The 23,079-nt window shown below is 66.9% G+C and carries 20 protein-coding genes; 5 read left to right on the top strand and 15 right to left on the bottom strand.

The genetic code is table 11. The features are described from left to right. Positions 1-16 precede the first annotated feature (16 nt). The 14 genes from H8R02_RS12975 to H8R02_RS12910 all read right to left on the bottom strand — a co-directional run bounded on the left by H8R02_RS12975 (position 17) and on the right by H8R02_RS12910 (position 17,501). On the bottom strand, positions 17-928 hold the full coding sequence (locus H8R02_RS12975; RefSeq protein ID WP_187081848.1) for a nucleotidyl transferase AbiEii/AbiGii toxin family protein: 912 nt from the start codon (positions 926-928) through the stop codon (positions 17-19). Next, positions 925-1,524: a type IV toxin-antitoxin system AbiEi family antitoxin domain-containing protein gene (locus H8R02_RS12970; RefSeq protein WP_187081847.1), complete on the bottom strand. Its 600-nt coding sequence runs from the start codon at positions 1,522-1,524 to the stop codon at positions 925-927. The genes H8R02_RS12975 and H8R02_RS12970 overlap by 4 nt, the downstream gene beginning before the upstream one ends. 61 nt (positions 1,525-1,585) lie before the next feature. Beyond that, the gene (gene aspS, locus H8R02_RS12965; RefSeq protein ID WP_187082054.1) at positions 1,586-3,373 is read right to left on the bottom strand and encodes an aspartate--tRNA ligase; all 1,788 of its coding nucleotides are present in this window, start codon (positions 3,371-3,373) and stop codon (positions 1,586-1,588) included. A gap of 8 nt (positions 3,374-3,381) precedes the next feature. After that, positions 3,382-3,993: a DUF502 domain-containing protein gene (locus tag H8R02_RS12960; RefSeq protein ID WP_187081846.1), complete on the bottom strand. Its 612-nt coding sequence runs from the start codon at positions 3,991-3,993 to the stop codon at positions 3,382-3,384. A gap of 7 nt (positions 3,994-4,000) precedes the next feature. Further along, a complete protein-coding gene (locus tag H8R02_RS12955; RefSeq protein WP_187081845.1) occupies positions 4,001-4,330 on the bottom strand; it encodes an FmdB family zinc ribbon protein in 330 nt (109 codons plus the stop codon). An 83-nt stretch (positions 4,331-4,413) separates the two neighbouring features. Then, the gene (locus H8R02_RS12950; RefSeq protein ID WP_187081844.1) at positions 4,414-5,877 is read right to left on the bottom strand and encodes a high affinity choline transporter 1; all 1,464 of its coding nucleotides are present in this window, start codon (positions 5,875-5,877) and stop codon (positions 4,414-4,416) included. A gap of 39 nt (positions 5,878-5,916) precedes the next feature. Next, on the bottom strand, positions 5,917-7,485 hold the full coding sequence (gene ubiB / locus H8R02_RS12945; protein WP_187081843.1) for a ubiquinone biosynthesis regulatory protein kinase UbiB: 1,569 nt from the start codon (positions 7,483-7,485) through the stop codon (positions 5,917-5,919). Continuing rightward, positions 7,482-7,997: a ubiquinone biosynthesis accessory factor UbiJ gene (locus H8R02_RS12940; protein ID WP_187081842.1), complete on the bottom strand. Its 516-nt coding sequence runs from the start codon at positions 7,995-7,997 to the stop codon at positions 7,482-7,484. The genes ubiB and H8R02_RS12940 overlap by 4 nt, the downstream gene beginning before the upstream one ends. A gap of 115 nt (positions 7,998-8,112) precedes the next feature. Beyond that, positions 8,113-9,084 carry a Tim44 domain-containing protein gene (locus H8R02_RS12935; protein WP_187081841.1) on the bottom strand — a complete coding sequence of 324 codons (972 nt, stop codon included), beginning with the start codon at positions 9,082-9,084 and terminating at the stop codon, positions 8,113-8,115. Positions 9,085-9,095: 11 nt separating this feature from the next. Next, positions 9,096-9,827 carry a bifunctional demethylmenaquinone methyltransferase/2-methoxy-6-polyprenyl-1,4-benzoquinol methylase UbiE gene (gene ubiE, locus H8R02_RS12930; RefSeq protein WP_187081840.1) on the bottom strand — a complete coding sequence of 244 codons (732 nt, stop codon included), beginning with the start codon at positions 9,825-9,827 and terminating at the stop codon, positions 9,096-9,098. A 14-nt stretch (positions 9,828-9,841) separates the two neighbouring features. Continuing rightward, positions 9,842-10,252 (bottom strand): gamma-butyrobetaine hydroxylase family protein, encoded by a 411-nt coding sequence (locus tag H8R02_RS12925; RefSeq protein ID WP_187081839.1) that lies wholly within the window; start codon positions 10,250-10,252, stop codon positions 9,842-9,844. 31 nt (positions 10,253-10,283) lie between these two features. Further along, positions 10,284-11,993 carry a ShlB/FhaC/HecB family hemolysin secretion/activation protein gene (locus H8R02_RS12920; RefSeq protein WP_187081838.1) on the bottom strand — a complete coding sequence of 570 codons (1,710 nt, stop codon included), beginning with the start codon at positions 11,991-11,993 and terminating at the stop codon, positions 10,284-10,286. Positions 11,994-12,087: 94 nt separating this feature from the next. Further along, positions 12,088-13,476 (bottom strand): FecR family protein, encoded by a 1,389-nt coding sequence (locus H8R02_RS12915; RefSeq protein WP_187081837.1) that lies wholly within the window; start codon positions 13,474-13,476, stop codon positions 12,088-12,090. A 152-nt stretch (positions 13,477-13,628) separates the two neighbouring features. Next, positions 13,629-17,501 carry a DUF3683 domain-containing protein gene (locus tag H8R02_RS12910; RefSeq protein ID WP_187081836.1) on the bottom strand — a complete coding sequence of 1,291 codons (3,873 nt, stop codon included), beginning with the start codon at positions 17,499-17,501 and terminating at the stop codon, positions 13,629-13,631. A gap of 143 nt (positions 17,502-17,644) precedes the next feature. Here H8R02_RS12910 and ugpB point away from each other — a divergent pair, with 143 nt between their 5' ends. Genes ugpB through ugpQ form a run of 5 tightly spaced genes read left to right on the top strand, consistent with a single transcriptional unit; the run spans position 17,645 to position 22,494 of the window. After that, positions 17,645-18,949 carry a sn-glycerol-3-phosphate ABC transporter substrate-binding protein UgpB gene (ugpB, locus tag H8R02_RS12905; protein ID WP_187081835.1) on the top strand — a complete coding sequence of 435 codons (1,305 nt, stop codon included), beginning with the start codon at positions 17,645-17,647 and terminating at the stop codon, positions 18,947-18,949. Positions 18,950-19,006: 57 nt separating this feature from the next. Beyond that, positions 19,007-19,891, top strand: a complete 885-nt coding sequence (gene ugpA / locus H8R02_RS12900) for a sn-glycerol-3-phosphate ABC transporter permease UgpA (protein ID WP_187081834.1) — start codon at positions 19,007-19,009, stop codon at positions 19,889-19,891. A 1-nt stretch (position 19,892) separates the two neighbouring features. Beyond that, positions 19,893-20,747 (top strand): sn-glycerol-3-phosphate ABC transporter permease UgpE, encoded by an 855-nt coding sequence (gene ugpE / locus H8R02_RS12895; RefSeq protein WP_187081833.1) that lies wholly within the window; start codon positions 19,893-19,895, stop codon positions 20,745-20,747. Positions 20,748-20,750: 3 nt separating this feature from the next. After that, positions 20,751-21,755, top strand: coding sequence for a sn-glycerol-3-phosphate import ATP-binding protein UgpC (locus H8R02_RS12890; RefSeq protein WP_187081832.1), 1,005 nt, complete (start codon positions 20,751-20,753; stop codon positions 21,753-21,755). 4 nt (positions 21,756-21,759) lie between these two features. After that, complete coding sequence (ugpQ, locus tag H8R02_RS12885; RefSeq protein WP_187081831.1) at positions 21,760-22,494, top strand: glycerophosphodiester phosphodiesterase; 735 nt, start codon at positions 21,760-21,762, stop codon at positions 22,492-22,494. Here the strand turns inward: ugpQ and H8R02_RS12880 are convergent. After that, complete coding sequence (locus H8R02_RS12880) at positions 22,487-23,077, bottom strand: DUF3501 family protein (RefSeq protein WP_187082053.1); 591 nt, start codon at positions 23,075-23,077, stop codon at positions 22,487-22,489. The genes ugpQ and H8R02_RS12880 overlap by 8 nt on opposite strands. Between the last annotated feature and the right edge of the window lie 2 nt (positions 23,078-23,079).

The following is a 23,079-nucleotide window of genomic DNA, read 5'->3' as shown; positions in this document are numbered from 1 at the left end:
CGTGGACGTATGTCGATCACTTCCACCGCCCTTGCGTCGCCCAAGTTCCTTTACTTGTTTTCTGGCGCTGGGCATCGCGGAGGACCGGCTCCAGGAAGTCATGGAGTAATTGGACGAAGTGTTCCTGCGGCCTCTCGGGGGCGTCCACTCCCGCGCGACGCGCGAACGCACGGACCTGTGGTTGTCGCGATGGATTTTGCCAATACGCGGCAGTCAGCCCTATGGGAGTTTCGGCGGGGATGGCTGTGTTCCGCCTTGAGAAGGTCCGACGCACTGCTTCTCCCAGAACCGCACGGTCGAATTCGAAATGCGTGGCAAGGTAGTGCAAGTCGAAGAAATCCTTGATGCGGCTGTTGCGTTCACCCAGGACGACGATCGCTTCCAGCTTTTCCGCGATCACCGCTTCGCGCGGGTACACGAGAACGTCGGGCGATGGAAAGTCCAGAAGCGTGGGATAGCTGCAGTCTTCCGGATCGGGCCACACCGCGTCGCCAACACCAATGTCGATCTGAAGCGGGATGCGCGCATTGCCGACAGCCGCGGGAAGAGTCACACGGATGCCGGCATATTCATCCTCAGCCCGGATCGACTCGCATTGGATCGCCGAGCCGTGGAACACGACCGCATCTTCCCCAACGGGAGTTTCCAGGATCGCGAGGATGTCCTGGCGGACGGCCTCCTGCTCGCCCGGACCGCGGCGAAGCAAGTCGAGGTCCCGCGTTGCACGATACGGCTGGTCGGACCACAGGCGCAGGAGCATCGCTCCCTTCAGGACAAAGTGGTTGCGCTTTTCCGAAGCGCCGACCCGGAAGAGGAATCGCTCGAGGCAATAGGCTGTCAACAACGCCTGGTAGTCGGAGCCTTCCTGCCTGGCCCGATTCAGCAGGCGTGCCGCGACCGAGGCAGCCAGGTTGAGTTTGGCGCTCATGCGATCGAGTCCAGGTAAGGCTGCATCACACGTGAAACCCGGCAGATGCGCGCGTACCTGGCCAACTCGTTCGCTTCGCCGCGGTACTTCCTGCTGAAGTCACGCAGTGCTTCGACCGCGACATCGATCCCGATCTTGTTGCGGTACTTGAAGCAGTCAGCCACGGTTTTCGCAGCCGAGTACACGCGGATCGGCACACCCTCCACTTTGTGCACCTCGACCCCCTCAGTCAGGGCCGGCCCGGAGAACCGGGCAACCCGCAGCCGTGGGTAATCGAATTGCGGCAGGCGCGCCTTTTCCGACAGGGCGATCCACACATCAGGCGCAGTCTGCGTGGTGAGTTCGTGAAATCGCAGTGCCGTGATCAGGCAGAAGGTTGCATCCGGCAGGCGCTTGGCAACCTGCGCAAGCGTGTGGACCGGCGTGGGCTCGTGGTCCGCGGCCGAATAGACCCCTCTCGCCCGACGAACGACAAAGCCCTGATCCACAAGCCTGCCAAGCTGAGCGCGCGTGATTCCGCGCGCCTCCAGTTCCTTGGGGCGTGCCAGTCCTATGCGCTGAATGGCTCGAAGTGCCTGGGCCGCTGTGGGTGCCACCCGGCGGATGATACGAAACGTCGGGGCTTATTTGCAACCCCCGACGTTTCGTACTCAGCGGTCAAGCCGCCTGGACGTTCCGCAGCTTGATATGCAGCTCCCGCAGCTGCTTCTCGTCCACCGGCCCCGGCGCCTGCGTGAGCAGGTCCTGCGCGCGTTGCGTCTTGGGGAACGCAATCACGTCGCGCAGGCTCTCGGCGCCCGTCATCAGCATGACGAAGCGGTCCAGGCCGATGGCGATGCCGCCGTGCGGGGGCGCGCCGTACTGCAGCGCGTCGAGCAGGAAGCCGAACTTGGCCTGCGCCTCCTCGGGGCCGATCTTGAGCGCGCGGAACACCTTGCTCTGCACCTCTTCGCGGTGGATACGGACGGACCCGCCACCGAGCTCGATGCCGTTCAGGACCGCGTCGTAGGCCTTCGCCACCGCCTTGCCGGGGTCGGTCTCGAGCAGGTCCTCGTGGCCGTCCTTGGGCGAGGTGAATGGGTGGTGCACGGCGTTCCAGCGCTGTGCGTCGTCGTCGTACTCGAACATCGGGAAGTCGATCACCCACAGCGGCCGCCACTCGCCGTCGATGAGGCCGTTCTTCTTGCCGAACTCGCTGTGGCCCACCTTCACGCGCAACGCGCCGATGGCGTCGTTGACCACCTTCTCGCGGTCCGCGCCGAAGAAGAGGATGTCGCCGTCCTTCGCACCGGTGCGCGAGAGGATTTCGGAGATCGCCCGGTCGTGCAGGTTCTTCACGATGGGCGACTGCAGGCCGTCGCGGCCCTTCGCCACTTCATTGACCTTGATCCACGCGAGGCCCTTGGCGCCGTAGATCTTGACGAACTCGGTGTACTGGTCGATCTCGCTGCGGCTGATCTCGCTGCCGCCGGGCACGCGCAGCGCGACGACGCGGCCGTCGGCCTGGTTGGCCGGGCCGGAGAACACCTTGAAGTCCACGTCCTTCATCACGTCGGTGAGCTCGGTGAACTCCAGCTTCACGCGCAGGTCGGGCTTGTCGCTGCCGTACAGGCGCATGGCGTCCGCGTGCTTCATCACCGGGAAGGCGCCGATGTCGACGCCCAGCACGTTCTGGAAGGTGCTGCGGATCATGCCTTCGAACATCGTGCGGATCTCCTCCTCCGTCATGAAGGAGGTCTCCACGTCGATCTGCGTGAACTCGGGCTGGCGGTCGGCGCGCAGGTCCTCGTCGCGGAAGCACTTGGTGATCTGGTAGTAGCGGTCGAAGCCGGACACCATCAGCAGCTGCTTGAACAGCTGCGGCGACTGCGGCAGCGCGAAGAACATGCCGTCGTGCACGCGCGAGGGCACGAGGTAGTCGCGCGCGCCCTCCGGCGTGCTCTTGGTGAGCATCGGCGTCTCGATGTCGATGAAGCCGTTGGCGTCGAGGAACTTGCGCACCTCCATGCTCACGCGGTAGCGCAGCATCAGGTTGTTCTGCATGTACGGCCGGCGCAGGTCCAGCACGCGGTGCATCAGGCGCGTGGTCTCCGAGAGGTTCTCGTCGTCCAGCTGGAACGGCGGCGTGACCGAGGGGTTGAGCACCGTGAGCTCATGGCACAGCACCTCGACCTTGCCGCTCTTGAGGTTCTCGTTGGCCGTGCCCTCGGGGCGCGCGCGCACCAGGCCCTTGACCTGGATGCAGAACTCGTTGCGCAGGCCTTCGGCCGCCTTGAACATCTCGGGGCGGTCGGGGTCGCACACCACCTGCACGTAGCCTTCGCGGTCGCGCAGGTCCACGAAGATCACGCCGCCGTGGTCGCGGCGGCGGTTGACCCAGCCGCACAGGGTCACGGTCTGGCCAAGCAGGGCCTCGGTCACGAGGCCGCAATATGTGGAACGCATCAACTGGGTCACGGGGATACCTTGGGGGCGACGACGCCCATCGAAACAACGTACTTGAGCGCTTCGTCCACGCTCATCTTCAACTCGATGCAGTCGCTTCGGCGCAGCATCACGAAATACCCGCCCGTGGGGTTGGGCGTGGTGGGGACATAGACGCTCAGCCACTCGCCCTCACCGGACAGGTGGTTGATGACGTCGCCGCCGGGCGCGCCGGTGACGAACGCGATGGTCCACACACCGGGGCGCGGCCACTCGATCAGCACCGCCGTGCGGAAAGCATTGCCGCTCTCCGAGAACAGCGTGTCGGAGACCTGCTTGACGCTCGAATAGATCGAGCGCACGACCGGGATGCGGTGGACGATGGCGTCGCCGATGCCCACCAGCTTCTTGCCGATGAAGTTGCTCGCCGCGGCGCCCATCACCAGGAGGATGGCCAGCGTGAGCAGCACGCCGAAGCCGGGGATGTGGTAGCCCAGCAGCTGGTCCGGGTGCCACGAGTGCGGCAGGATCAGCAGCGTCTGGTCGAGCGTGGAGACGATCCAGTTCAGCACCGCGACCGTGATGGCGACCGGGACGACGACCAGGAGGCCGGCGACCAGCCATTTGCGCAGTGCTGCCATGGCGGGCCTAGTGGCAGGCGCAGCTGGAGCCGCAGCCGCCGGCCGACGCGCTGGGCGCGTCGGACTTGGTCGTCGTCGTCGCCGTGGACGACTCGGCCGGCTTGGAATCGGCGGGCTTGGTATCCCCGGCCTTGTCCGCGGCAGTGGTGGAGGCGCCGCCACGGAAGTCGGTCGCATACCAGCCGGAGCCCTTGAGCTGGAAGCCGGCGGCCGTGATCTGCTTGGAGAACGAGGAGGCGCCGCAGGCCGGGCAGTCCGTCAACGGGGCATCCGAAAGCTTTTGCAGTACATCCTTGGCATGGCCACAGGACCCGCATTTGTAGGCGTAGATGGGCATGGCTCGCGAGGAGTAGTAGTGGGCAAAGCCCTCAATTATAGGCGGGGGTCCCGATCTCAACCCCGGCAAACCCGGCGGCGCGCTCAGGCCGCCGGCTGGATGTGGTGCGTGGCCTCGTGGCGGTTGCGCAGCACCTGCGGGGCGAGCGAGCCCGCGACCATGCCGATCATGGCCGCGATCAGCCCGGCCAGCTGGCCCGGGAAGGCCTTGCTCCACGCCTCGTTGACCTGCGGGAAGAACAGCAGCCAGGTGACGATGCCCAGCGCCAGCGAGACGATCGCGCCCTGCGTCGTCGCGCGCTTCCAGTACAGGCCCATCACCAGCGGCACGAAGGCGCCGACCAGCGTCACTTGGTACGCGGCCGAGACGAGATCGTAGATCGGCGTGCCCTTCATCGCGATGGCGTACGCCAGCACGAGGGCGGTGAACACCACGATGGTGATGCGCATCGCCTTGAGCTGCTCCTTGTCCGTCATGCGCGGCCGCAGGTTCTTCAGGATGTTCTCGACGAAGCTCGTCGAAGGCGCCAGCAGCGTGGCCGAAGACGTGCTCTTGATGGCCGAGAGCAGCGCGCCGAAGAACAGGATCTGCATGATGAGCGGCATCTTCGTGAGCACGAAGGTGGGCAGCAGGCGCTGGTAGTCGTTCTTGGCCATCTCGAGCGCGCTGTCGCCCATGACGACGACGGCGCAGGCCACCACGAACATCGGCACGAACGCGAAGAGGATGTAGCTGGCGCCGCCGATCATCGCGCCGTTGCGCGCCGTCTCGGCCGAGCGGGCCGACATCACGCGCTGGAACACGTCCTGCTGCGGGATGCTGCCCAGCATCATCGTCAGGCCCGCGCCGATGAACATCGCGATGTCGGTGAAGGTGGGCGGCGGCAGGAAATTGAACAGCTCCTTCGACTGGACCTTGCCGATCACGTTGCCGGCGCCGCCCGCGAGGTCCGCCGAGAAGATCGCGATGACCGACAGGCCGATCACCAGCACGATCATCTGGATGAAGTCGGTCCACGCGACCGCGAGGAAGCCACCGATGACGACGTAGACCAGCACCGCGAGCGTGCCCACGACCATGCCGGTGGTCTCGGACATCGCGCCGTCGGTGAGCACCGAGAACACCACGCCCAGCGCCGTGATCTGCGCCGCGACCCAGCCCAGGTAGCTCAGGATGATGGCGACGGAGCAGAACACCTCCACGCCCTTGCCGTAGCGCTGGCGGTAGAAGTCGCCGATGGTCAGCAGGTTCTGCTTGTACAGCTTCGCCGCGAAGAACGCGCCCACGAGGATCAGGCAGGTGCCGGCACCGAACGGGTCTTCGACGATGGCGTTCAGGCCGCCCTGGATGAACTTGGCCGGGATGCCCATCACAGTCTCGGCGCCGAACCACGTGGCGAAGGTGGTGGTCACCACCATGATCAGCGGCAGGTTGCGGCCCGCGATGGCGAAGTCGGCGGTGTTTTTGATGCGGGTGCCGGCCCAGACGCCCAGCGCCAGGGTCCCCAGCAGGTACAGGACCACGAAGGTGATCAGGGTGGTGTTCATCGCTCGGCTGCCCTCCTCGGCTGCGCGGGATTATGCCGCTCAGAAGAGGCGGTAGCGCACCAGCAGTTGCAGCACCACCAGGCCGACGACGAAGCCCACCCCGCCGTAGATGATGGCCTGCAGCAGCCGGTTGGTGCGCTGCAGTTCCTGCACCACGTCGCGCAGGTCGTCCCGGTGCTTCTCCTGCGTGCGCTCGTGCAGGTAGCGGTGCAGCAGGTGCGGCAGTTCCGGCAGCACCTTGGCGTAGCGCGGCGCCTGCGCCTTCAGCTCGTCGACCAGCTTGCGCGGGCCGACCTGGTCCACCATCCAGCGCTCGAGGAAGGGCTTGGCGGTGGACCACAGGTCCAGGTCCGGGTCGAGGTCGCGGCCCAGGCCCTCGATGTTCAGCAGCGTTTTCTGCAGCAGCACGAGTTGCGGCTGGATTTCCACGTGGAAGCGGCGCGAGGTCTGGAACAGGCGCATGAGCACCATGCCCAGCGAGATCTCCTTGAGCGGGCGGTCGAAGTACGGCTCGCACACGGTGCGGATCGCGCCCTCCAGCTCGTCCACGCGCGTCTCCGGCGGCACCCAGCCGGACTCGATGTGCAGTTCCGCCACGCGCTTGTAGTCGCGCCGGAAGAAGGCCGCGAAGTTCTGCGCGAGGTATTCCTTGTCGTTCTCGGTGAGCGTGCCGATGATCCCGAAGTCCAGCGAGATGTAGCGCCCGAACGTGCCCGGCTCCAGGCTGATCTGGATGTTGCCCGGGTGCATGTCCGCGTGGAAGAAACCATCGCGGAACACCTGCGTGAAGAAGATCGTGACGCCGTCGCGCGCGAGCTGGCGGACGTCGACGCCCGCCGAGCGCAGCCGCTCCGTCTGGCTGATGGGCACGCCGATCATGCGCTCCATCACGATCACCTCGGGGTGGCAGAAGTCCCAGTACATCTCCGGGATCAGCACCAGGTTCAGGCCCGCCATGTTGCGGCGCAGCTGCGCGGCGTTGGCGGCCTCGCGCACGAGGTCCAGCTCGTCGTGCAGGTACTTGTCGAACTCGCCCACCACCTCGCGCGTCTTCAGGCGGCGGCCGTCCTCGGAGAGGTTCTCCACCCAGCCGGCCATCATCGACATGAGGCTCAGGTCCTTCTCGATCACGTCGAGCATGCCGGGGCGCAGCACCTTGACGGCGACGTCCTTGAGCTCGCCGGTCTTCAGGCGCAGCGTGGCGAAGTGCACCTGCGCGATCGAGGCGCTGGCCACGGGCACGTGCTCGAAGTTCGCGAAGATCTCCGCGAGCGGCCTGCGGAAGGCGCGCTCGATGGTGGCCACCGCCACCTCGCTCGGAAACGGCGGCACGCGGTCCTGCAGCAGCGCCAGCTCTTCGGCGATGTCCGCTGGCAGCAGGTCGCGCCGCGTCGAGAGCACCTGGCCGAACTTGACGAAGATCGGCCCGAGGTGCTCCAGCGCCTGCCGCAGCCGGCGGCCGCGCGGCTCGTCGAGCGAGCGGCCGATGGTGACCACGCGGCGCAGCGAGCGCACCCACCCGCGCTTGAAGCCCGACAGCACCAGCTCGTCGAGCCCGTAGCGCAGGACGATCCAGAGGATGACCGCCGCGCGGAAGAAATGGGTCATTGTTTTCGTTCGCCGGCGAACTTGCGCAGCGCGTCCGCCATGGACCGCAGCGCATTGCCGACCGCATGCGCGGGCGCGTCGCCGACGATGCGGGAGAGGTCTTCCTCCATGTCCCAGCGCACGTGGTCGACCAGCCACTGCACCTCGGCCGCCAGCTGCACGTCGCCGGAGATGCGCACCGGCGGCTTGTCGCCGCGCAGCGCGGCCTGGGCGAGCGCGAAGGGCGAATCTTCCGTGACGGTGAGCGTGAGGTCGGGCACGGCTTCCGGCGGCGCCAGGTCGAGCAGCCCCGCGGGCGTGGCCTGCAGCCGCACCGTGAACACGCGCCACTGCGCTTCCACCGTGCGGCCCGCCTGGCGCTTCAGGCGCGCCATGGCTTCGGGCTCCTGCTGCAGCACGTGGTTGAGCGTGAGCACCAGGCGGCGCTGCACCTCCTGCACGACCCAGGGCGGCGGCTGGAGCTTGTCAACCAGGCCGCTGAAAAAGGAATCGGGGGATGGTGTGGTCGCCATCCCCCGATAGTAATGGAGCCCCCACGCTCCCCCGCTGCGCGAGGTCCGCTGCCCCCCGAGGGGGCTCTCGCGCCTTGGGGCGGCCCGGCGGCGCTCGGTCGCGCTGAAACTGCGCTTATTGCAGCGCCTGCAGCCCCGCCACCAGCCAGCCCATGCTGCCGTCCTTCGGCTTGGTCATGTTCCAGACCTCGCGGAAGGGGCTGGGGCCCGCGGACGCGTCCTCGCGGATCATCCCGGAGAACTCCACGCTGGCCATGTAGTCGTCGCCCAGGTCCTCGATGCCCAGCAGCTTGGCCTCGAGCATCACCACCTCGGTGTGGTTCGGCTGGCTGCCGCGCTCGGCGAGCTGCTTGCGGATTTCGGCGAGCATCTCGTCCGTCATCATCGAGCGCAGCGTGCCCAGGTCGCCCCGGTCCCACGCCTCCTGCAGGGTGATGAAGTTGCGCTTGGCGGCCGCGATGAAGCTTTCGGTGTCGAAGCCGGCCGGGATGTCCCACGAGCCCGCCGCGTTCTCCAGCGCCGAACCAATGCGGATGCCCGTGCCGCCGCCGGTGGGCGGCGCGACCTTGGCCGGCTCGAAAGCCATGCTGCTGCGCTCCCACGGGCGCGCCGAGGCGTCGTTGCCGATCTTGTCCGGGTTGTACTGCTTGGGCGCCGCGGCCACGTCGGCCGGTGCAGCGCCCGCGTACGCAGGCTGCTGCGTGCGACGGCGCATGACGGCCGCGACGACCGCGAACAGCACGACGGCGATCAGCGCGAACATCAGGAAGTTGGCGAAGCCGGCGCCGAAGCCCAGCGAGTGGGCCAGCCAGGCGAGGCCCAGGCCGGCGGCCACGCCGCCAAGGATGCCGCCCCAGCGCGAGGGTGTCGGTTGCTGCTGCGGCGGCGGCTGGTTGGGCCGTGCCTGCTGCGAAGGCGCGGCCTGCTGCTGCGGCGTGGCGGCGGGCGACTGCGACTGCTCGCGCTTGGTGACGTTGGACGACTGCTTGCCGACGGAGCCGCCGCCGCCCAGGCGGCGCGCCGCTTCGGCATCGGTGACGGCGGACAGGACGAGGGCGAGGGCGAGGAAGACGGACCCGATTTTCATATTGCTATCTCCTAGCACTTGATTCCAACATGCAAGGCCACCACACCGCCAGTCAAATTGTGATAGTCCACGTGGCCGAAACCACTTTTCTTCATCAGGGCTTTCAGCTCCTCCTGGCCGGGGTGCATGCGGATGGATTCGGCCAGGTAGCGGTAGCTCGCCTCGTCGCCGGCGACGAAGCGGCCCAGGCGCGGCAGCACGTTGAAGGAATACCAGTCGTACGCCTTCTCCAGCGGCCGCGCGACCTTGGAGAACTCCAGCACGAGCAGGCGGCCCCCCGGCTTGAGCACGCGGTTCATCTCGGCGAGCGCGGCGTCCTTGTGGGTCATGTTGCGCAGGCCGAAGCCCACGCTTGTCAGGTCGAAGCTCGCGTCCGCGAAGGGCAACTTCTCGGCGTCGCAGACGAGCGTGGGCAGCGCGACGCCAGCGTCGAGCAGCTTGTCGCGGCCGGTGCGCAGCATGGCCTCGTTGATGTCGGTATGCACGACCGAACCGGTGGGGCCGACCTTCTTCGCGAACGCGCGCGCCAGGTCGCCGGTGCCGCCGGCAATGTCCAGCACGCGCTGGCCCGGCTTGAGGTTGGCCACGAGCACGGTGTACGCCTTCCACGCCCGGTGCATGCCCATGGACATGAGGTCGTTCATCAGGTCGTAGCGCGGTGCGACGGAGTCGAACACGCCCCGGACGCGCCTGGCCTTCTCGCCTTCGTCGATGGTTTCGTAGCCGAAATGCGTGTTGCTCATGGATCGATTTTCTTTCAGTGGCCGCAGGCGTGGCCCGCCTTGGCGACCATCGGTGCGTCACGGTCGACGCCCGCCGCGGCGAGCCGCTTCTCGTAGTCGGCCCACAGCTCGTCCTGGCGCGAGCCGAGGAAGTAGAGGTAGTCCCAGGAGAAGATGCCGCTGTCGTGGCCGTCGGAGAACACGGGCTTGACCGCGTAGTTGCCGATGGGCTCGAGCTGCACGACATCGACGTCGCGCTTGCCCGTCTGCAGCACCTCCTGCCCCGGGCCATGGCCCTGCACCTCGGCCGAGGGCGAGTACACGCGCATCAGCTCGAAGGGGATGCGGAACACCTGGCCGTCGGAAAAGCCGATCTCCAGCACGCGCGACGCGCCGTGCACGGTGAGCGACTGCGGAGACGGGGTTTCTTGCGTGAGGCCTGCCATGCACCGAGTCTAGGGCATGGCAGGGTTCGCACTAGAAGCGGTACGAGACCGAGATGTAGAAGCGGTGGTCCCCGCGCTGCGGCGAGGACGAGTTGGCCGACAGCGGGATGCGGCTGCTATTGAGCAGGCGCCCGTAGTCCGCCGATACCGAGAACGCCGTGCCGTAGAAGTAGCGCAGCCCCAGGCCCACGCTGACGAGGTGGTCCGAGGACGGCTTGCTCAGGCTCGTCGCGACAGTGGGGTCGGTGGACACCACCACGTCGTTGTTGCTGATCCAGCCCGCGTCGATGAAGCCGAGGAAGCGCAGGCCGGTGGCGACCTCCGGCGTCGTCAGCTCGAACGTGACGGACACGCCCGAATCGCCCGAGACCGGCCGGTCGGTCGTGGTGCCGCGCACGGAGCCCAGGCCGCCCAGGCCGAACTGCTCGCCCGCGATCAGCGCGTCCGGGCTGTACTGGAACTGGCCGCGCGCGCTCCACAGCCACTCGCCGAACACCGGCGCGCTGTAGTTGACGCCGCCGCGCAGCGCCTTCCAGTGCGTGGTAGTCACGCGCGTGTCCTCGGTGCGGTACGACGCGAGGTCGTTGTGCTCGCCGCTGCCGGTGTTGAACGCCAGGTCGACGTTGTAGCCCCAGCTTGACGTGTCGCCCTCGGTGCGCGCCGTGTAGCCGACGCTCACGGGGCGGCTGCGGCGGTCGAGCGTGCCGGGCACCACCTGGTCGTTCACCTTGGAGGCGTTGAACAGCTTGTCGTCCAGCCCGACCGTCACGTAGCTGCGGCGGCCGCCCTCGGGGTGCAGGTAGTGGGTGTAGTTGATCCCGCTGGTCTGGCCGGCGCCCGTGCTGGTGAAGGTGCCGAAGTTACCCACCACGTCCGAGCGCGTGTAGCTCGCGCCCACCACGCCGCCCAGCTCGTAGAGCGGCGCCTTGTACGACAGGCCGAGCTGCTTGACGTCGGACGTGCGCTGCAGCGACGTCGTGTACGCGGCCACGAACTGGTGGTCGCGGTTCCACAGGTTGCTGTGGCCGCCGGTGAGCGTCAGGCGGTCCCGCCCGGACGACTTGGAGCCCGCATTGGACAGGCTCGCACCGAAGGACCACGGCTTGAGCTCCTTCACGCTGATGGTGGAGTCGATCTTGTCCGGCTCGTCCGCCTCGCGGATGCCCAGCTGCACCTGCTTGTTGGGGTTCTCGTTGGCGATCGCCGTCTGCACCGCCAGCTTCTTGAAATTGGGCGTCTTGCCGACCTGCAGCTCGGGGAGCGTGCGTCGGATGTTCTCGTCGTCGTAGATCGGCGTGGCGCCTTCGCCGCGGTCGATGGCCACCCGGCTGATCGTGAAGGTGACGATGTTCAGGGTGACGGTCTCGCCGACTTCCTGTGGCGGCAAAGCCACGCGGTGCAGGCCGAAACCGCGCTCGCGCAGTGCCTTTTCCAGCGCGGCCGTGGCTTCCTGCAGGGTTTCCATGGTCGCGTCGGTACGCAGGAAGGGCGCCAGGATGCGCGCGGTCTCGCCGTCGCCCAGCGGGTTGTCGCCGGTAACCGTGAAGCCGCGAATGGAGAACTTCGGCTGTGGGGCGGGTGCCGCCATGGCCGGTGCCGGGGCCTGCGCAGCAGGCTGCGGCGCTGGTGCGGTGGCCTGTGCGTGGGCGGCGCCGACCGTGGCCAGCGCGGCCCATGCCGCCAGCATGCGCGCCCCACCCGGCGCCCGCGCGCGCCGCGCGACTGCAGTTTCTTGGGTCATCTTGTTATCCGCCCCTCTTCTACCGGAAGGAGCGTAAATTCTCTCACCCGCCGGAACGTTTTGTCACGGGCGGCGGGCTGAATTCAAGCGCGAATCACTTGCACTGGTTGCTCGGCTTGATGCCGGCATCGGCCAGGACGGACTGCAGCAGCGGGTTCTTCGTGGTCGGCTGCGGCGTCTGGTCGTTCGTGATGAACTTCGGGATCGTGGCCGGCCGCTGGGTTTCGCCCTGCGGGTTGGCGAAGCCCGCCTCACCCTTGCCCAGGTGCAGCACTTCGCCCGTGTTCTGCGTCTGCACTTCGATGTGGCCGTCGCGCACGAACACGAAGAGGCCCTCCTGCGTGTCGGCGCCCGTGCTGGCCTTGGCGAACAGCTTCGGCGGCACGTTGACCTGGTCCGGGCGCGTGCCTTCGGCGGGCGGCTGCGTCGTCACGGGGCGGATGCCCTGGGGGCTGATGAAGATGCCCTGGCCGGCCTGCAAGACCTGCAGCGCGGTCTGGCCCTGCGGCGTGACGGCGATGGAGCCCAGCCACGTGAACAGCGTGAGCCCCGAGCCCGTCTGCCCCGCCGTCGGCGGCTCGCCCGCACACACGCCCGTGCACGAAACGTCGAAGCCGGTGCCGCGCACGCCGATGGTGGCCGTGGCGGTGGAGAAGCCCACGTTGCGCTGGTTGGCCTTGGCGATCAGGCCCGTGAGGGCGCGCACCGAGCCGCGCAGGATGGAGGCGAGCATGCGGCCTTCGCCGGCGTTCTGCTCGTCGTAGACGAAGTTGTCGATGCGAAAGCGGGTGTTGGCGCCCAGCGTCATGCGGCTGTCGTCGCGGAAAGCGAGCACGGCACGCGCGCCGGGGCCGGTTTCGATCACGTCGCCGGGGTAGACGCTGCCGCCGTCCACGAGGCGGCGGCGCTGGTTCTGCGCGTCGACCGCGTTGACGTCGCCGCCGGACTGGATCACCTTCGCGCTTGCCAGCACCGCGTTGGGCCGGGCGGCCTCGCTCACGGCGGCGGACTCGCGGCCGCAGTCGCGCGTGCACAGGCGCGCATCGAAGTCGGTGCCGCGGATGCCGATGGTGGCGGTGTTGGTCTGCACGCGGGCCGCATTCGGCGCGTTCTTGGAAATGGCGCCCGTCACGGCGCGGAAGCCCCCGCGAACCAGCTGCATCAGCATGCTGTTGTCGGGTGCGTTCTCCTTGAACTGGTACTGCGAGATGACCATCTCGGAGTTGGGCCGCACCGTCATGCGGGTGCCGTCCTGCAGCTTGATGATGGCCGAGGCGCCTTCGGAGGTGGTCAGGCGGTCGCCTTCGGACAGGGCCAGGCCCTTGCCGAGGGTGCGGGGCGTCTGGCCGCCCGTCTGGGCAAAGCCGACGCCGCGGGAGAATTCCACTTCGCCGACCACCTGGGCGTGCGCCGCGGCCGTGAACAGGCCGAGGCCCACCAGCAGGGCGGCGAACCGGGGGGTTCGGGTCAGTGGGGCACGCATGGGCAACCTCCGGAAACCGTTATTTCCTGGCGATCCAGGGATGTTTCACCGGTTTATACACGCTCGCCCGCCGGGCGCCTAAGACGCCCATCGCTGGCGGCCGCCCGCCGGCACCGAATTTGCCCCATCCGTGCAATATTGCGCCCCGGTGTTCAGACGAGGACGCGCTCGATGCCCCCGTTGTTGGCCGCGTGGACGTATTCGGGCATCCAGTTCTCGCCCAGGATGCGGTTGGCCATCTCGATGACGATGTAGTCGGCCTCGAGCAGCCCGTTCTGCAGGTCGTGGCTGTAACGCGACAGGCCTTGCAGGCAACTGGGGCAGCTGGTGAGGATCTTCAGGTTGTCCTTCGCGCCGACCGTGCCCGAGGCGCGCAGCGCCGCTTCGTCCTTGCGCAGCTCTTCTTCCTTGCGGAAGCGCACCTGCGTGGAGATGTCCGGCCGGGTGACGCCCAGCGTGCCCGACTCGCCGCAGCAGCGCTCGGACTTGCGGACGTTGTCGCCCACCAGCGCCTTGACGGTTTTCATCGGCTCCTGCAGCTTCATGGGGCTGTGGCAGGGGTCGTGGAACAGGTAGGCGCCGCCGCCGTCCAGTTTGATGCCTTTTTCAAGCAGGTATTCGTGGATGTCCACGATACGGCAGCCCGGGAAGATCTTGTCGAATTCGTAGCCCGAGAGCTGGTCGTAGCACGTGCCGCACGACACCACCACCGTCTTGATGTCGAGGTAGTTGAGCGTGTTGGCGACGCGGTGGAAAAGGACCCGGTTGTCCGTGATCATCTTCTCCGCCTTGTCGAACTGGCCCGAGCCGCGCTGCGGGTAGCCGCAGCACAGGTAGCCCGGCGGCAGCACCGTCTGCACACCCGCGTGCCACAGCATCGCCTGCGTCGCCAGCCCCACCTGCGAGAACAGGCGCTCCGAGCCGCAGCCTGGGAAGTAGAACACCGCCTCGGTCTCCGACGTGGTGGCCTTCGGGTTGCGGATGATCGGGACGTAGTCCTTGTCCTCGATGTCCAGCAGCGCCCGCGCCGTCTTCTTGGGCAGGCCGCCGGGCAGCTTCTTGTTGACGAAGTGGACCACCTGCTCCTTCACCGGCGCGCGCTCGTGCGTGGAGGGCGGCTGCGTCACCTGCTTGCGCGCGAGGCCGCGCAGCACGTCGTTGGCCAGGCGCTGGGCCTTGAAGCCGACATCGACCATCAGCGTGCGCGCGAGCTTGATCGTCTCCGGGTTGGTGGCGTTGAGCATGAACATCGCCGCGGCGTTGCCCGGCCGGAAACTCTTCTGCCCCATCTTGCGCAGCAGGTTGCGCATGTTCATCGACACGTCGCCGAAGTCGATCTTCACCGGGCACGGGTTGGCGCACTTGTGGCACACCGTGCAGTGGTCGGCGACGTCCTCGAACTCCTCCCAGTGCTTGATCGACACGCCGCGGCGCGTCTGCTCCTCGTACAGGAAGGCTTCCACCAGCAGCGAGGTGGCGAGGATCTTGTTGCGGGGGCTGTACAGCAGGTTGGCGCGCGGCACGTGCGTGGCGCACACCGGCTTGCACTTGCCGCAGCGCAGGCAGTCCTTCACGCTGTCGGCGATGGCGCCGATGTCGCTCTGCTGCATGATGAGCGACTCGTGGCCCATGAGGCCGAACGAGGGCGTGTAGGCGTTGGTGAGGTCGGCGTAGACCGGCATCGCCGCGTCGGCCTCCGCGTGGCGCAGCAGCTTGCCCTTGTTGAAGCGGCCCTCGGGGTCGACCTGCTTCTTGTAGTCGGCAAAGGGCTGCAGTTCCTCGTCGGTGAGGAACTCCAGCTTGGTGATGCCGATGCCGTGCTCGCCGGAGATCACGCCGTTGAGCGCGCGCGCCAGCACCATGATGCGCTTCACGGCTTCGTGCGCGGTCTGCAGCATCTCGTAGTCGTCGCTGTTGACGGGGATGTTGGTGTGCACGTTGCCGTCGCCGGCGTGCATGTGCAGCGCCACCCAGACGCGGCCCTTGAGCACGCGCTTGTGGATGTCGTTGACGGCCGCCAACAGCGGCACGAAGGCGTTGCCCGAGAAGATCTGCGCGAGCGGCGCGCGGATCTGCGTCTTCCAGCTTGCACGCAGGGTGTGATCCTGCAGCTGCGGGAACAGGCCGTCGACGTTGTCCAGCCAAGACTGCCAGAGGGCCCGCACTTCGCGGATGACGTCCTGCGCCTGCGCGACACGGTCTTCGAGCAGCTCCGCGGACGGGATCTCGCCCGCGTCGTCCAGCTTGCCCAGCGGCAGGTTGCCGCGCTCGAAGAAGGCCAGCAGCTCGTCGGCCAGCTTGAGCTTGTTGCGCAAGCTGAGCTCGATGTTGATGCGCTCGATGCCGTCGGTGTACTCCGCCATGCGCGGCAGCGGGATCACCACGTCCTCGTTGATCTTGAAAGCGTTGGTGTGGCGCGAGATGGCCGCGGTGCGCTTGCGGTCGAGCCAGAACTTCTTGCGCGCCTCGGGGCTGGTGGCGATGAATCCCTCGCCGCTGCGCGAGTTGGCCATGCGCACGACCTCGGAGGTCGCCCGCGCCACCGCGTCGGCGTCGTCACCGGCGATGTCGCCGATCAGCACCATCTTCGGCAGCACGCCGCGCTTGGACTTCGTTGCATAACCCACGGCGCGCAGGTAGCGGTCGTCCAGGTGTTCGAGGCCTGCCAGCACGGTGCCGGTGCGGCCCTGCTCGGCGAACATGAAGTCCTTGATCTCCACGATGCTGGGCACCGCGTCCTTGGCATTGCCGAAGAATTCGAGGCACACGGTTCGCGTGTGCTTCGGCATGCGGTGCACGACCCAGCGCGCGCTGGTGATCAGCCCGTCGCAGCCTTCCTTCTGGATGCCGGGCACGCCCGAGAGGAACTTGTCCGTGACGTCCTTGCCGAGGCCCACCTTGCGGAAACTCGCGCCGGGCACTTCGAGGCGCTCGGTGCGGATCGGCGTCTTGCCGTCCGCCTGGAAATAGCGGCACTCGAACGTCGCCACTTCGGCGTCGTGGATCTTGCCCATGTTGTGGTCGAGGCGCACGACCTCCAGCCACGTCGCCTCGGGCGTCACCATGCGCCACGACACGAGGTTGTCCAGCGCCGTGCCCCACAGCACGGCCTTCTTGCCGCCCGCGTTCATGGCGATGTTGCCGCCGATGCACGAGGCCTCGGCCGACGTAGGGTCCACGGCAAACACATAGCCCGCGCGCTCGGCCGCGTCGGACACGCGCTGCGTCACGACGCCCGCCTCGGTCCACACCGTCGGCACGGGTTGCTCATGGCCGGGGATCTGCACCAGCTCGACCTCGGTCATGGCCTCGAGCTTCTCGGTATTGATGACCGCGCTCTTCCACGACAGCGGCACGGCGCCGCCTGTGTAGCCGGTACCGCCCCCGCGCGGGATGATCGTGAGCCCCAGCTCGATGCAGCCCTTGACCAGCCCGGCCATCTCGGCCTCGGTGTCAGGCGTTAGCACCACGAACGGGTATTCGACGCGCCAGTCGGTGGCGTCGGTCACGTGCGACACGCGCGAGAGGCCGTCGAACTTGATGTTGTCCTTTGCCGTATAGCGGCGCAGCTGGCGCGCCGTGCGGCGGCGCAGCTCGGCGGCCTCGGTGAAGCTCGCATCGAAGGCTTTCACCGCCGCCTGCGCGGCCGTGAGCAGCTCGCCCACGAAAGCGTCGCGCTGCGGGTCGGAGTCCGTGCGGCGTTTCTCGATCTCGGCCAAACGGTGGCGCATCGCATCGACGAGCTGGCCACGGCGGCGCGGGTTGTCCAGCAGGTCGTCCTGCAGGTAGGGGTTGCGCTGCACGACCCAGATATCGCCCAGCACTTCGTACAGCATGCGGGCCGAGCGGCCCGTGCGCCTTTCCTCGCGCAGCTTGTTCAGGAGCTCCCAGGCCCGGGACCCCAGCAGGCGGATGACGATCTCGCGGTCGGAGAACGACGTGTAGTTGTACGGGATCTCGCGCAGGCGCGGCGCTTCGCCGCCCGCGGCGGCGACGAGTTGTTGGAGTTCGGTGGGAGCGTTCATCGGGGGAAAAGGCATGTTACCGCAGCGCAGCAATCCCTCAGGGGAACCCCGGCTTGTCGCACGCGGTACGCGCCGGTCTAATCGTCCGTCACAAAACAACGGTAGAGTCGCGCCCTTTGCGACCCGTCATCCAGGAGTTTCCGATGAAATTGAAGCTTTCCGCGCTCGTTGCGGCGGCCGCGTTCAGCGTGTCCGCCCACGCGCAGACCGAGATCCAATGGTGGCATTCCATGGGCGGTGCCCTCGGCGAGTGGGTCAACGACCTCGCCAAGGAGTTCAATGCCAGCCAGAAGGACTACAAGGTGGTGCCCACGTTCAAGGGCAGCTACACCGAGAACATGACGGCCTCGATCGCCGCCTTCCGCGCCGGCAACGCCCCGCACATCGTGCAGGTGTTCGAAGTGGGCACGGCCACCATGATGGCGTCCAAGGGCGCGATCGTGCCGGTGGCCAAGGTCATGAACGACGCCGGCCTGAAGTTCGACCCCAGCGTGTACGTGCCGGCCGTCGCCGGCTACTACACGGCCCCCAACGGGCAGATGCTGAGCTTCCCGTTCAACAGCTCCACGCCCGTCTTCCACTACAACAAGGACGCGTTCAAGGCCGCCGGCCTCGACCCCGAGAACCCGCCCAAGACGTGGCCTGAAGTCGCGCTGGCAGCCGCCAAGCTGAAGACCAGCGGCCACAAGTGCCCGTTCACCACCAGCTGGATCAGCTGGACGCAGCTGGAGAGCTTCTCGGCCTGGCACAACGTGCTTTACGCGACCAAGAACAACGGCTTCGGCGGCCTGGACACGCGCCTGGCGTTCAACAGCCCGCTGCACGTGCGCCACATCGAGAACCTGGCCAACATGGCCAAGAACGGCCTGTTCGTCTACAAGGGCCGCGACAACGGCGCGGACGCCACGTTCGTGTCGGGCGAGTGCGCCATGATCACCGGCTCGTCGGCGCTGGCCGGCAGCGTGAAGCGCAATTCCAAGTTCGCCTACGGCATCGGCACCCTGCCCTACTACCCGGACGTGCCGGGCGCACCGCAGAACACCGTGATCGGCGGCGCGAGCCTGTGGGTGATGTCGGGCAAGAAGCCCGAGGAGTACAAGGGCGTCGCGCAGTTCTTCCAGTTCCTGTCGCAGCCCGAAGTGGCGGCCAAGAGCCACCAGCGCACCGGCTACCTGCCGGTCACCAAGGCTTCGTTCGACCTGACCGAGAAGTCCGGCTTCTACAAGCAGAACCCCGGTTACGACGTGTCGGTGAACCAGATGATCCGCAAGACGACCGACAAGTCGCGCGGCGTGCGCCTGGGCAACTTCACGCAGATCCGCACGATCATCGACGAGGAGCTCGAAGGCGTGTGGCGCGGCGCGAAGCAGCCGAAGGAAGCGCTCGACGCCGCCGTCAAGCGCGGCAACGAGCAGCTCGAGCGCTTCGAAAAGGCGAACAAGTCGTAGTATGGCGAAGCAAATCCACTGAAGGACAAGGCCCCGTCAGGGGCCTTGTTATCGTCCGTGACTGAAAAAAGAGTCCTGTTCAAGTCCGCCTGGCTGCCCTGGGTGCTCATCGCGCCGCAGATGGCCGTCATCCTCGTGTTCTTCTTCTGGCCCGCGGGCCAGGCGCTCTACCAGAGCGTGCTGCAGCAGGACGCCTTCGGCGCGACGAGCGAATTCGTCGGCATGGAGAACTTCAAGCGGCTCTTCAACGACCCGAGTTACCTCGACTCGTTCAAGACCACCGCCATCTTCTCCGTGCTCGTCGCCGTGGGCGGCCTGGCCATCTCGCTGCTGCTGGCCGTGATGGCCAACCGCGTGATCCGCGGCTCGGGCATCTACAAGACGCTGCTGATCTGGCCCTACGCCGTGGCGCCGGTGGTGGCCGGCGTGCTGTGGCTGATGATGTTCGCCTCTCCCTACGGCGTGGTGCGCTACGCGCTGATCGAGATGGGGTTCGAGTGGAACCACCTGCTCAACGCCAACCACGCCATGGCGCTGATCGTCGTCGCGGCGATCTGGAAGCACCTCTCCTACAACTTCCTTTTCTTCCTGGCGGGCCTGCAGTCGATCCCGCAGTCGCTCATCGAGGCGGCCACCATCGACGGCGCCAGCCCCTGGAAGCGCTTCTGGACCATCGTGTTCCCGCTGCTGTCGCCCACCACCTTCTTCCTGCTGGTGATCAACATCATCTATGCGTTCTTCGAGACCTTCGCCATCGTGGACGCCGCGACGCACGGCGGGCCGGGCAAGGAGACCGCGATCCTGGTCTACAAGGTGTATTACGACGGCTTCAAGGCGCTGGACATCAACGGGTCGGCGGCGCAGTCCGTGGTGCTGATGGCCATCGTGACGGCGCTCACGGTCATCCAGTTCCGTTTCGTGGAAAAGAAAGTGCACTACTGAGATGGTCGAAAGAAAACCGGTCCTCACTTTCTTCTCGCACCTGATCCTGATCATCGGGGTGGTGATCGTCTTCTTCCCGATCTACGTCACCTTCATCGGGTCCACGCAGACGGCGCAGCAGATCTCGTCGGCCAACCCGATCTCGCTGCTGCCGGGCACCAACATGATCGAGAGCTACCGCTTCGCCCTCTTCGGCGGCAAGACGGAAGCCGGCGCAACGGTGGCACCGGCGTTCCCGATGATGATGATCAGCCTGGCCAGCGCGCTGATCATCTCCATCGGCAAGATCGCGATCTCGCTGCTGTCGGCGTTCGCCATCGTCTACTTCCGTTTCCCGGCCAAGAACATCGTCTTCTGGATGGTGTTCGTCACGCTGATGCTGCCGGTGGAGGTGCGCATCGGGCCGACATACCAGGTGGTGTCGGACCTGAAGATGCTCAACACGATGTCGGGCCTGACGATTCCGCTCATTGCTTCGGCCACCGCCACCTTCCTGTTCCGCCAGTTCTTCCTGACGGTGCCGGACGAGCTGGTGGAGGCGGCGCGCATCGACGGCGCCGGGCCGATGCGCTTCTTCAAGGACGTGCTGCTGCCGCTGTCGAAGACCTCGATCGCGGCCCTGTTCGTCATCCAGTTCATCTACGGCTGGAACCAGTACCTCTGGCCGCTGCTGGTGACCACCGACGAGAAGATGTACCCCATCGTCATGGGCATCAAGCGCCTGATCTTCGGCGAGGTCTACATCGAATGGAACGTGGTGATGGCCACGGCCATCCTCGCCATGCTGCCGCCGGCGGTGGTGGTGATCCTCATGCAGAAATGGTTCGTCAAGGGCCTGGTCGATACCGAGAAGTAAACAATGGCAGCTATCGCACTGAGAAACGTCGTCAAGAAGTACGGCAAGGGCAAGCAGGAACTGCAGGTGATCCACGGCGTGAACGCCGAGATCGCCAAGGGCGAGTTCATCGTCATCGTCGGGCCGTCCGGCTGCGGCAAGTCCACGCTGCTGCGCATGGTCGCTGGCCTGGAGGAGATCAGCGGCGGCGAGATTTCGATCGGCGACCGCGTGGTCAACAACGTCGAGCCGGCCGACCGCGACATCGCGATGGTGTTCCAGAACTACGCGCTCTACCCGCACATGAGCGTGTTCGAGAACATGGCCTACGGCCTGAAGATCCGCAAGGTGCCGGTGGACGAGATCAAGACACGCGTCGACAAGGCGGCGAAGATCCTCGAGCTGTCGCACCTGCTGGACCGCAAGCCGCGCCAGCTCTCGGGCGGCCAGCGCCAGCGCGTGGCCATGGGCCGCGCGATCGTGCGGCAGCCGCAGGTGTTCCTGTTCGACGAGCCGCTCTCCAACCTCGACGCCAAGCTGCGCGCGCAAACGCGCCTGGAGATCCAGAAGCTGCACCGCGAGCTGGGCATCACGTCGCTCTTCGTCACGCACGACCAGGTGGAGGCGATGACGCTCGCGCAGCGCATGCTGGTGATGAACGCCGGCAACATGGAACAGTTCGGCACGCCCGAGGAGGTCTACCACACGCCTGCGACGACGTTCGTCGCCAGCTTCATCGGCTCGCCGCCGATGAACCTGCTGAAGAACGCGCAGGGCGGTCGCGCGGGCGCGATCACGGGCATCCGGCCCGAGCACCTGGACATCGGCACCGATGGCTGGCAAGTGCGTGTGGAGACCATCGAACTGCTGGGCGCGGAGCGGCTGGTGTACGGGCGCCTGGGCGACGAGCAGATCATCGTGCGCATCGAGGAAGGCCAGCCTTCGCCGAAGCCCGACGAGACCATCCACGTGCGGCCGCGCGAAGGCCGCCTGCACTACTTCGACGCGCAGACCGGGCGCCGCATCTGACCCCATGAAGGACTGGCCCTACCCGCGCTGGGTGGCGCATCGCGGCGCCGGCAAGCTGGCGCCGGAGAACACGATGGCGGCCTTCCGCGTCGGCGCCGGCTACGGGTACCGCATGTTCGAGTGCGACGCCAAGCTGTCGGCCGATGGCGTGCCCTTCCTGATGCACGACGCGACGCTGGACCGCACCACCAACGGCACCGGTGTTGGCGGCGAGACGCCGTGGGCCGAGCTGTCGCAGCTGGACGCGGGCGGCTGGCACTCGCGTGCGTACGCGGGCGAGCCGCTGCCGACGCTGGAGAACCTGGCGCGCTTCTGCATCGCCAACGGGTACTTCCTGAACATCGAGATCAAGCCGACGCCCGGCGTCGAGGCGGAAACGGGCCGCGTGGTGGCGGACCATGCGGCGCGGCTGTGGCAAGGCCAGGCGGTGCCGCCGCTGCTCACGTCGTTCCGGCCGGAGTCGCTGCAGGCCGCCATGCAGGCGCAGCCGCAACTGCCGCGCGGGCTGCTGCTCGACACGCTGTGGAACGGGTGGTTCGACATCGCGCGGCAGCTGCAGTGCGTGGCGATCGTCTGCAACCACGCCTTGTGGGATGCAGCGACGGTCGCGCAGGCGAAGGGCGCCGGCATGCGCTGCCTGAGCTACACGCCCAACGACGCGTGGGCTGTCGAGCGGCTCATTGCGCTGGGTACGGATGCGGTCATCACCGACCGCGTGGACCTCTTCTCGCCTAGCTGAGATCCGAAGCCAGCGAAGCCAGCGCTTCCGGCGCGACCTGAACGTGCGCCGGGTAGTTCGTGTGGTCGCAACCCAGCTTCACCCCCGCACCGGCCTTCACCGCCGCGCGCATCGCGGGCGTGAGCTCGAAGCGCAGGAAGTGCACCGCGGAAGTCTTCTCGTCGTTCTCGCGGTCGAGGTCCTCGTCGGCGATCGCATACACACGGCCGTGGCCTTCGACCTCGACGAACATGCGGTCCTCGATGCCGATCAGCCGCGCGAGCTCGCGCTTGCGCTCGTTGACATCCGGGTACTCGATCATCATCGTCGCCTTCCAGTTCGTGCCTGAAGGCACGAGCGGGGCGTACGCGTCGATCTCCTGCTGGATGCCTTCTTCCTCGAAGATCTTCTCGATGCGCAGCATCTCCTGCACCTGGTAGCGCATCGACAGCTCGCTTTCGAACTGCACGCTGACGTGCTCGCCCAGCAGCACGGTGCGCAGCTTGCGGTGGGCGATGATTTCGCCCTTGTGCGCCTTGCGCCACTTGCTGTACGCCTCCAGCGTCATCAGCGAGTCGGGGGTGATCTTGCCGGTGATCTGCATGG

The organism is Ramlibacter albus (assembly GCF_014297445.1).
Classification (GTDB): domain Bacteria; phylum Pseudomonadota; class Gammaproteobacteria; order Burkholderiales; family Burkholderiaceae_C; genus Ramlibacter; species Ramlibacter albus.
The sequence above is the reverse complement of the archived record's forward strand: the minus strand, read 5'-3'. Positions and strand labels throughout refer to the sequence as shown.

Excerpts from the sequence above, each read along its gene's own strand:
- H8R02_RS12950 (WP_187081844.1), bottom strand. The coding sequence starts at position 5,877 with ATGAACACCACCCTGATCACCTTCGTGGTCCTGTACCTGCTGGGGACC.
- H8R02_RS12960 (WP_187081846.1), bottom strand. The coding sequence starts at position 3,993 with ATGGCAGCACTGCGCAAATGGCTGGTCGCCGGCCTCCTGGTCGTCGTC.
- aspS (WP_187082054.1), bottom strand. The coding sequence starts at position 3,373 with ATGCGTTCCACATATTGCGGCCTCGTGACCGAGGCCCTGCTTGGCCAG.
- ugpB (WP_187081835.1), top strand. The coding sequence starts at position 17,645 with ATGAAATTGAAGCTTTCCGCGCTCGTTGCGGCGGCCGCGTTCAGCGTG.
- ubiE (WP_187081840.1), bottom strand. The coding sequence starts at position 9,827 with ATGAGCAACACGCATTTCGGCTACGAAACCATCGACGAAGGCGAGAAG.
- ugpQ (WP_187081831.1), top strand. The coding sequence starts at position 21,760 with ATGAAGGACTGGCCCTACCCGCGCTGGGTGGCGCATCGCGGCGCCGGC.
- H8R02_RS12880 (WP_187082053.1), bottom strand. The coding sequence starts at position 23,077 with ATGCAGATCACCGGCAAGATCACCCCCGACTCGCTGATGACGCTGGAG.
- H8R02_RS12925 (WP_187081839.1), bottom strand. The coding sequence starts at position 10,252 with ATGGCAGGCCTCACGCAAGAAACCCCGTCTCCGCAGTCGCTCACCGTG.
- ubiB (WP_187081843.1), bottom strand. The coding sequence starts at position 7,485 with ATGACCCATTTCTTCCGCGCGGCGGTCATCCTCTGGATCGTCCTGCGC.
- H8R02_RS12915 (WP_187081837.1), bottom strand. The coding sequence starts at position 13,476 with ATGCGTGCCCCACTGACCCGAACCCCCCGGTTCGCCGCCCTGCTGGTG.
- ugpE (WP_187081833.1), top strand. The coding sequence starts at position 19,893 with ATGGTCGAAAGAAAACCGGTCCTCACTTTCTTCTCGCACCTGATCCTG.
- H8R02_RS12935 (WP_187081841.1), bottom strand. The coding sequence starts at position 9,084 with ATGAAAATCGGGTCCGTCTTCCTCGCCCTCGCCCTCGTCCTGTCCGCC.
- H8R02_RS12910 (WP_187081836.1), bottom strand. The coding sequence starts at position 17,501 with ATGAACGCTCCCACCGAACTCCAACAACTCGTCGCCGCCGCGGGCGGC.
- H8R02_RS12940 (WP_187081842.1), bottom strand. The coding sequence starts at position 7,997 with ATGGCGACCACACCATCCCCCGATTCCTTTTTCAGCGGCCTGGTTGAC.
- H8R02_RS12890 (WP_187081832.1), top strand. The coding sequence starts at position 20,751 with ATGGCAGCTATCGCACTGAGAAACGTCGTCAAGAAGTACGGCAAGGGC.
- H8R02_RS12975 (WP_187081848.1), bottom strand. The coding sequence starts at position 928 with ATGAGCGCCAAACTCAACCTGGCTGCCTCGGTCGCGGCACGCCTGCTG.
- H8R02_RS12920 (WP_187081838.1), bottom strand. The coding sequence starts at position 11,993 with ATGACCCAAGAAACTGCAGTCGCGCGGCGCGCGCGGGCGCCGGGTGGG.
- H8R02_RS12955 (WP_187081845.1), bottom strand. The coding sequence starts at position 4,330 with ATGCCCATCTACGCCTACAAATGCGGGTCCTGTGGCCATGCCAAGGAT.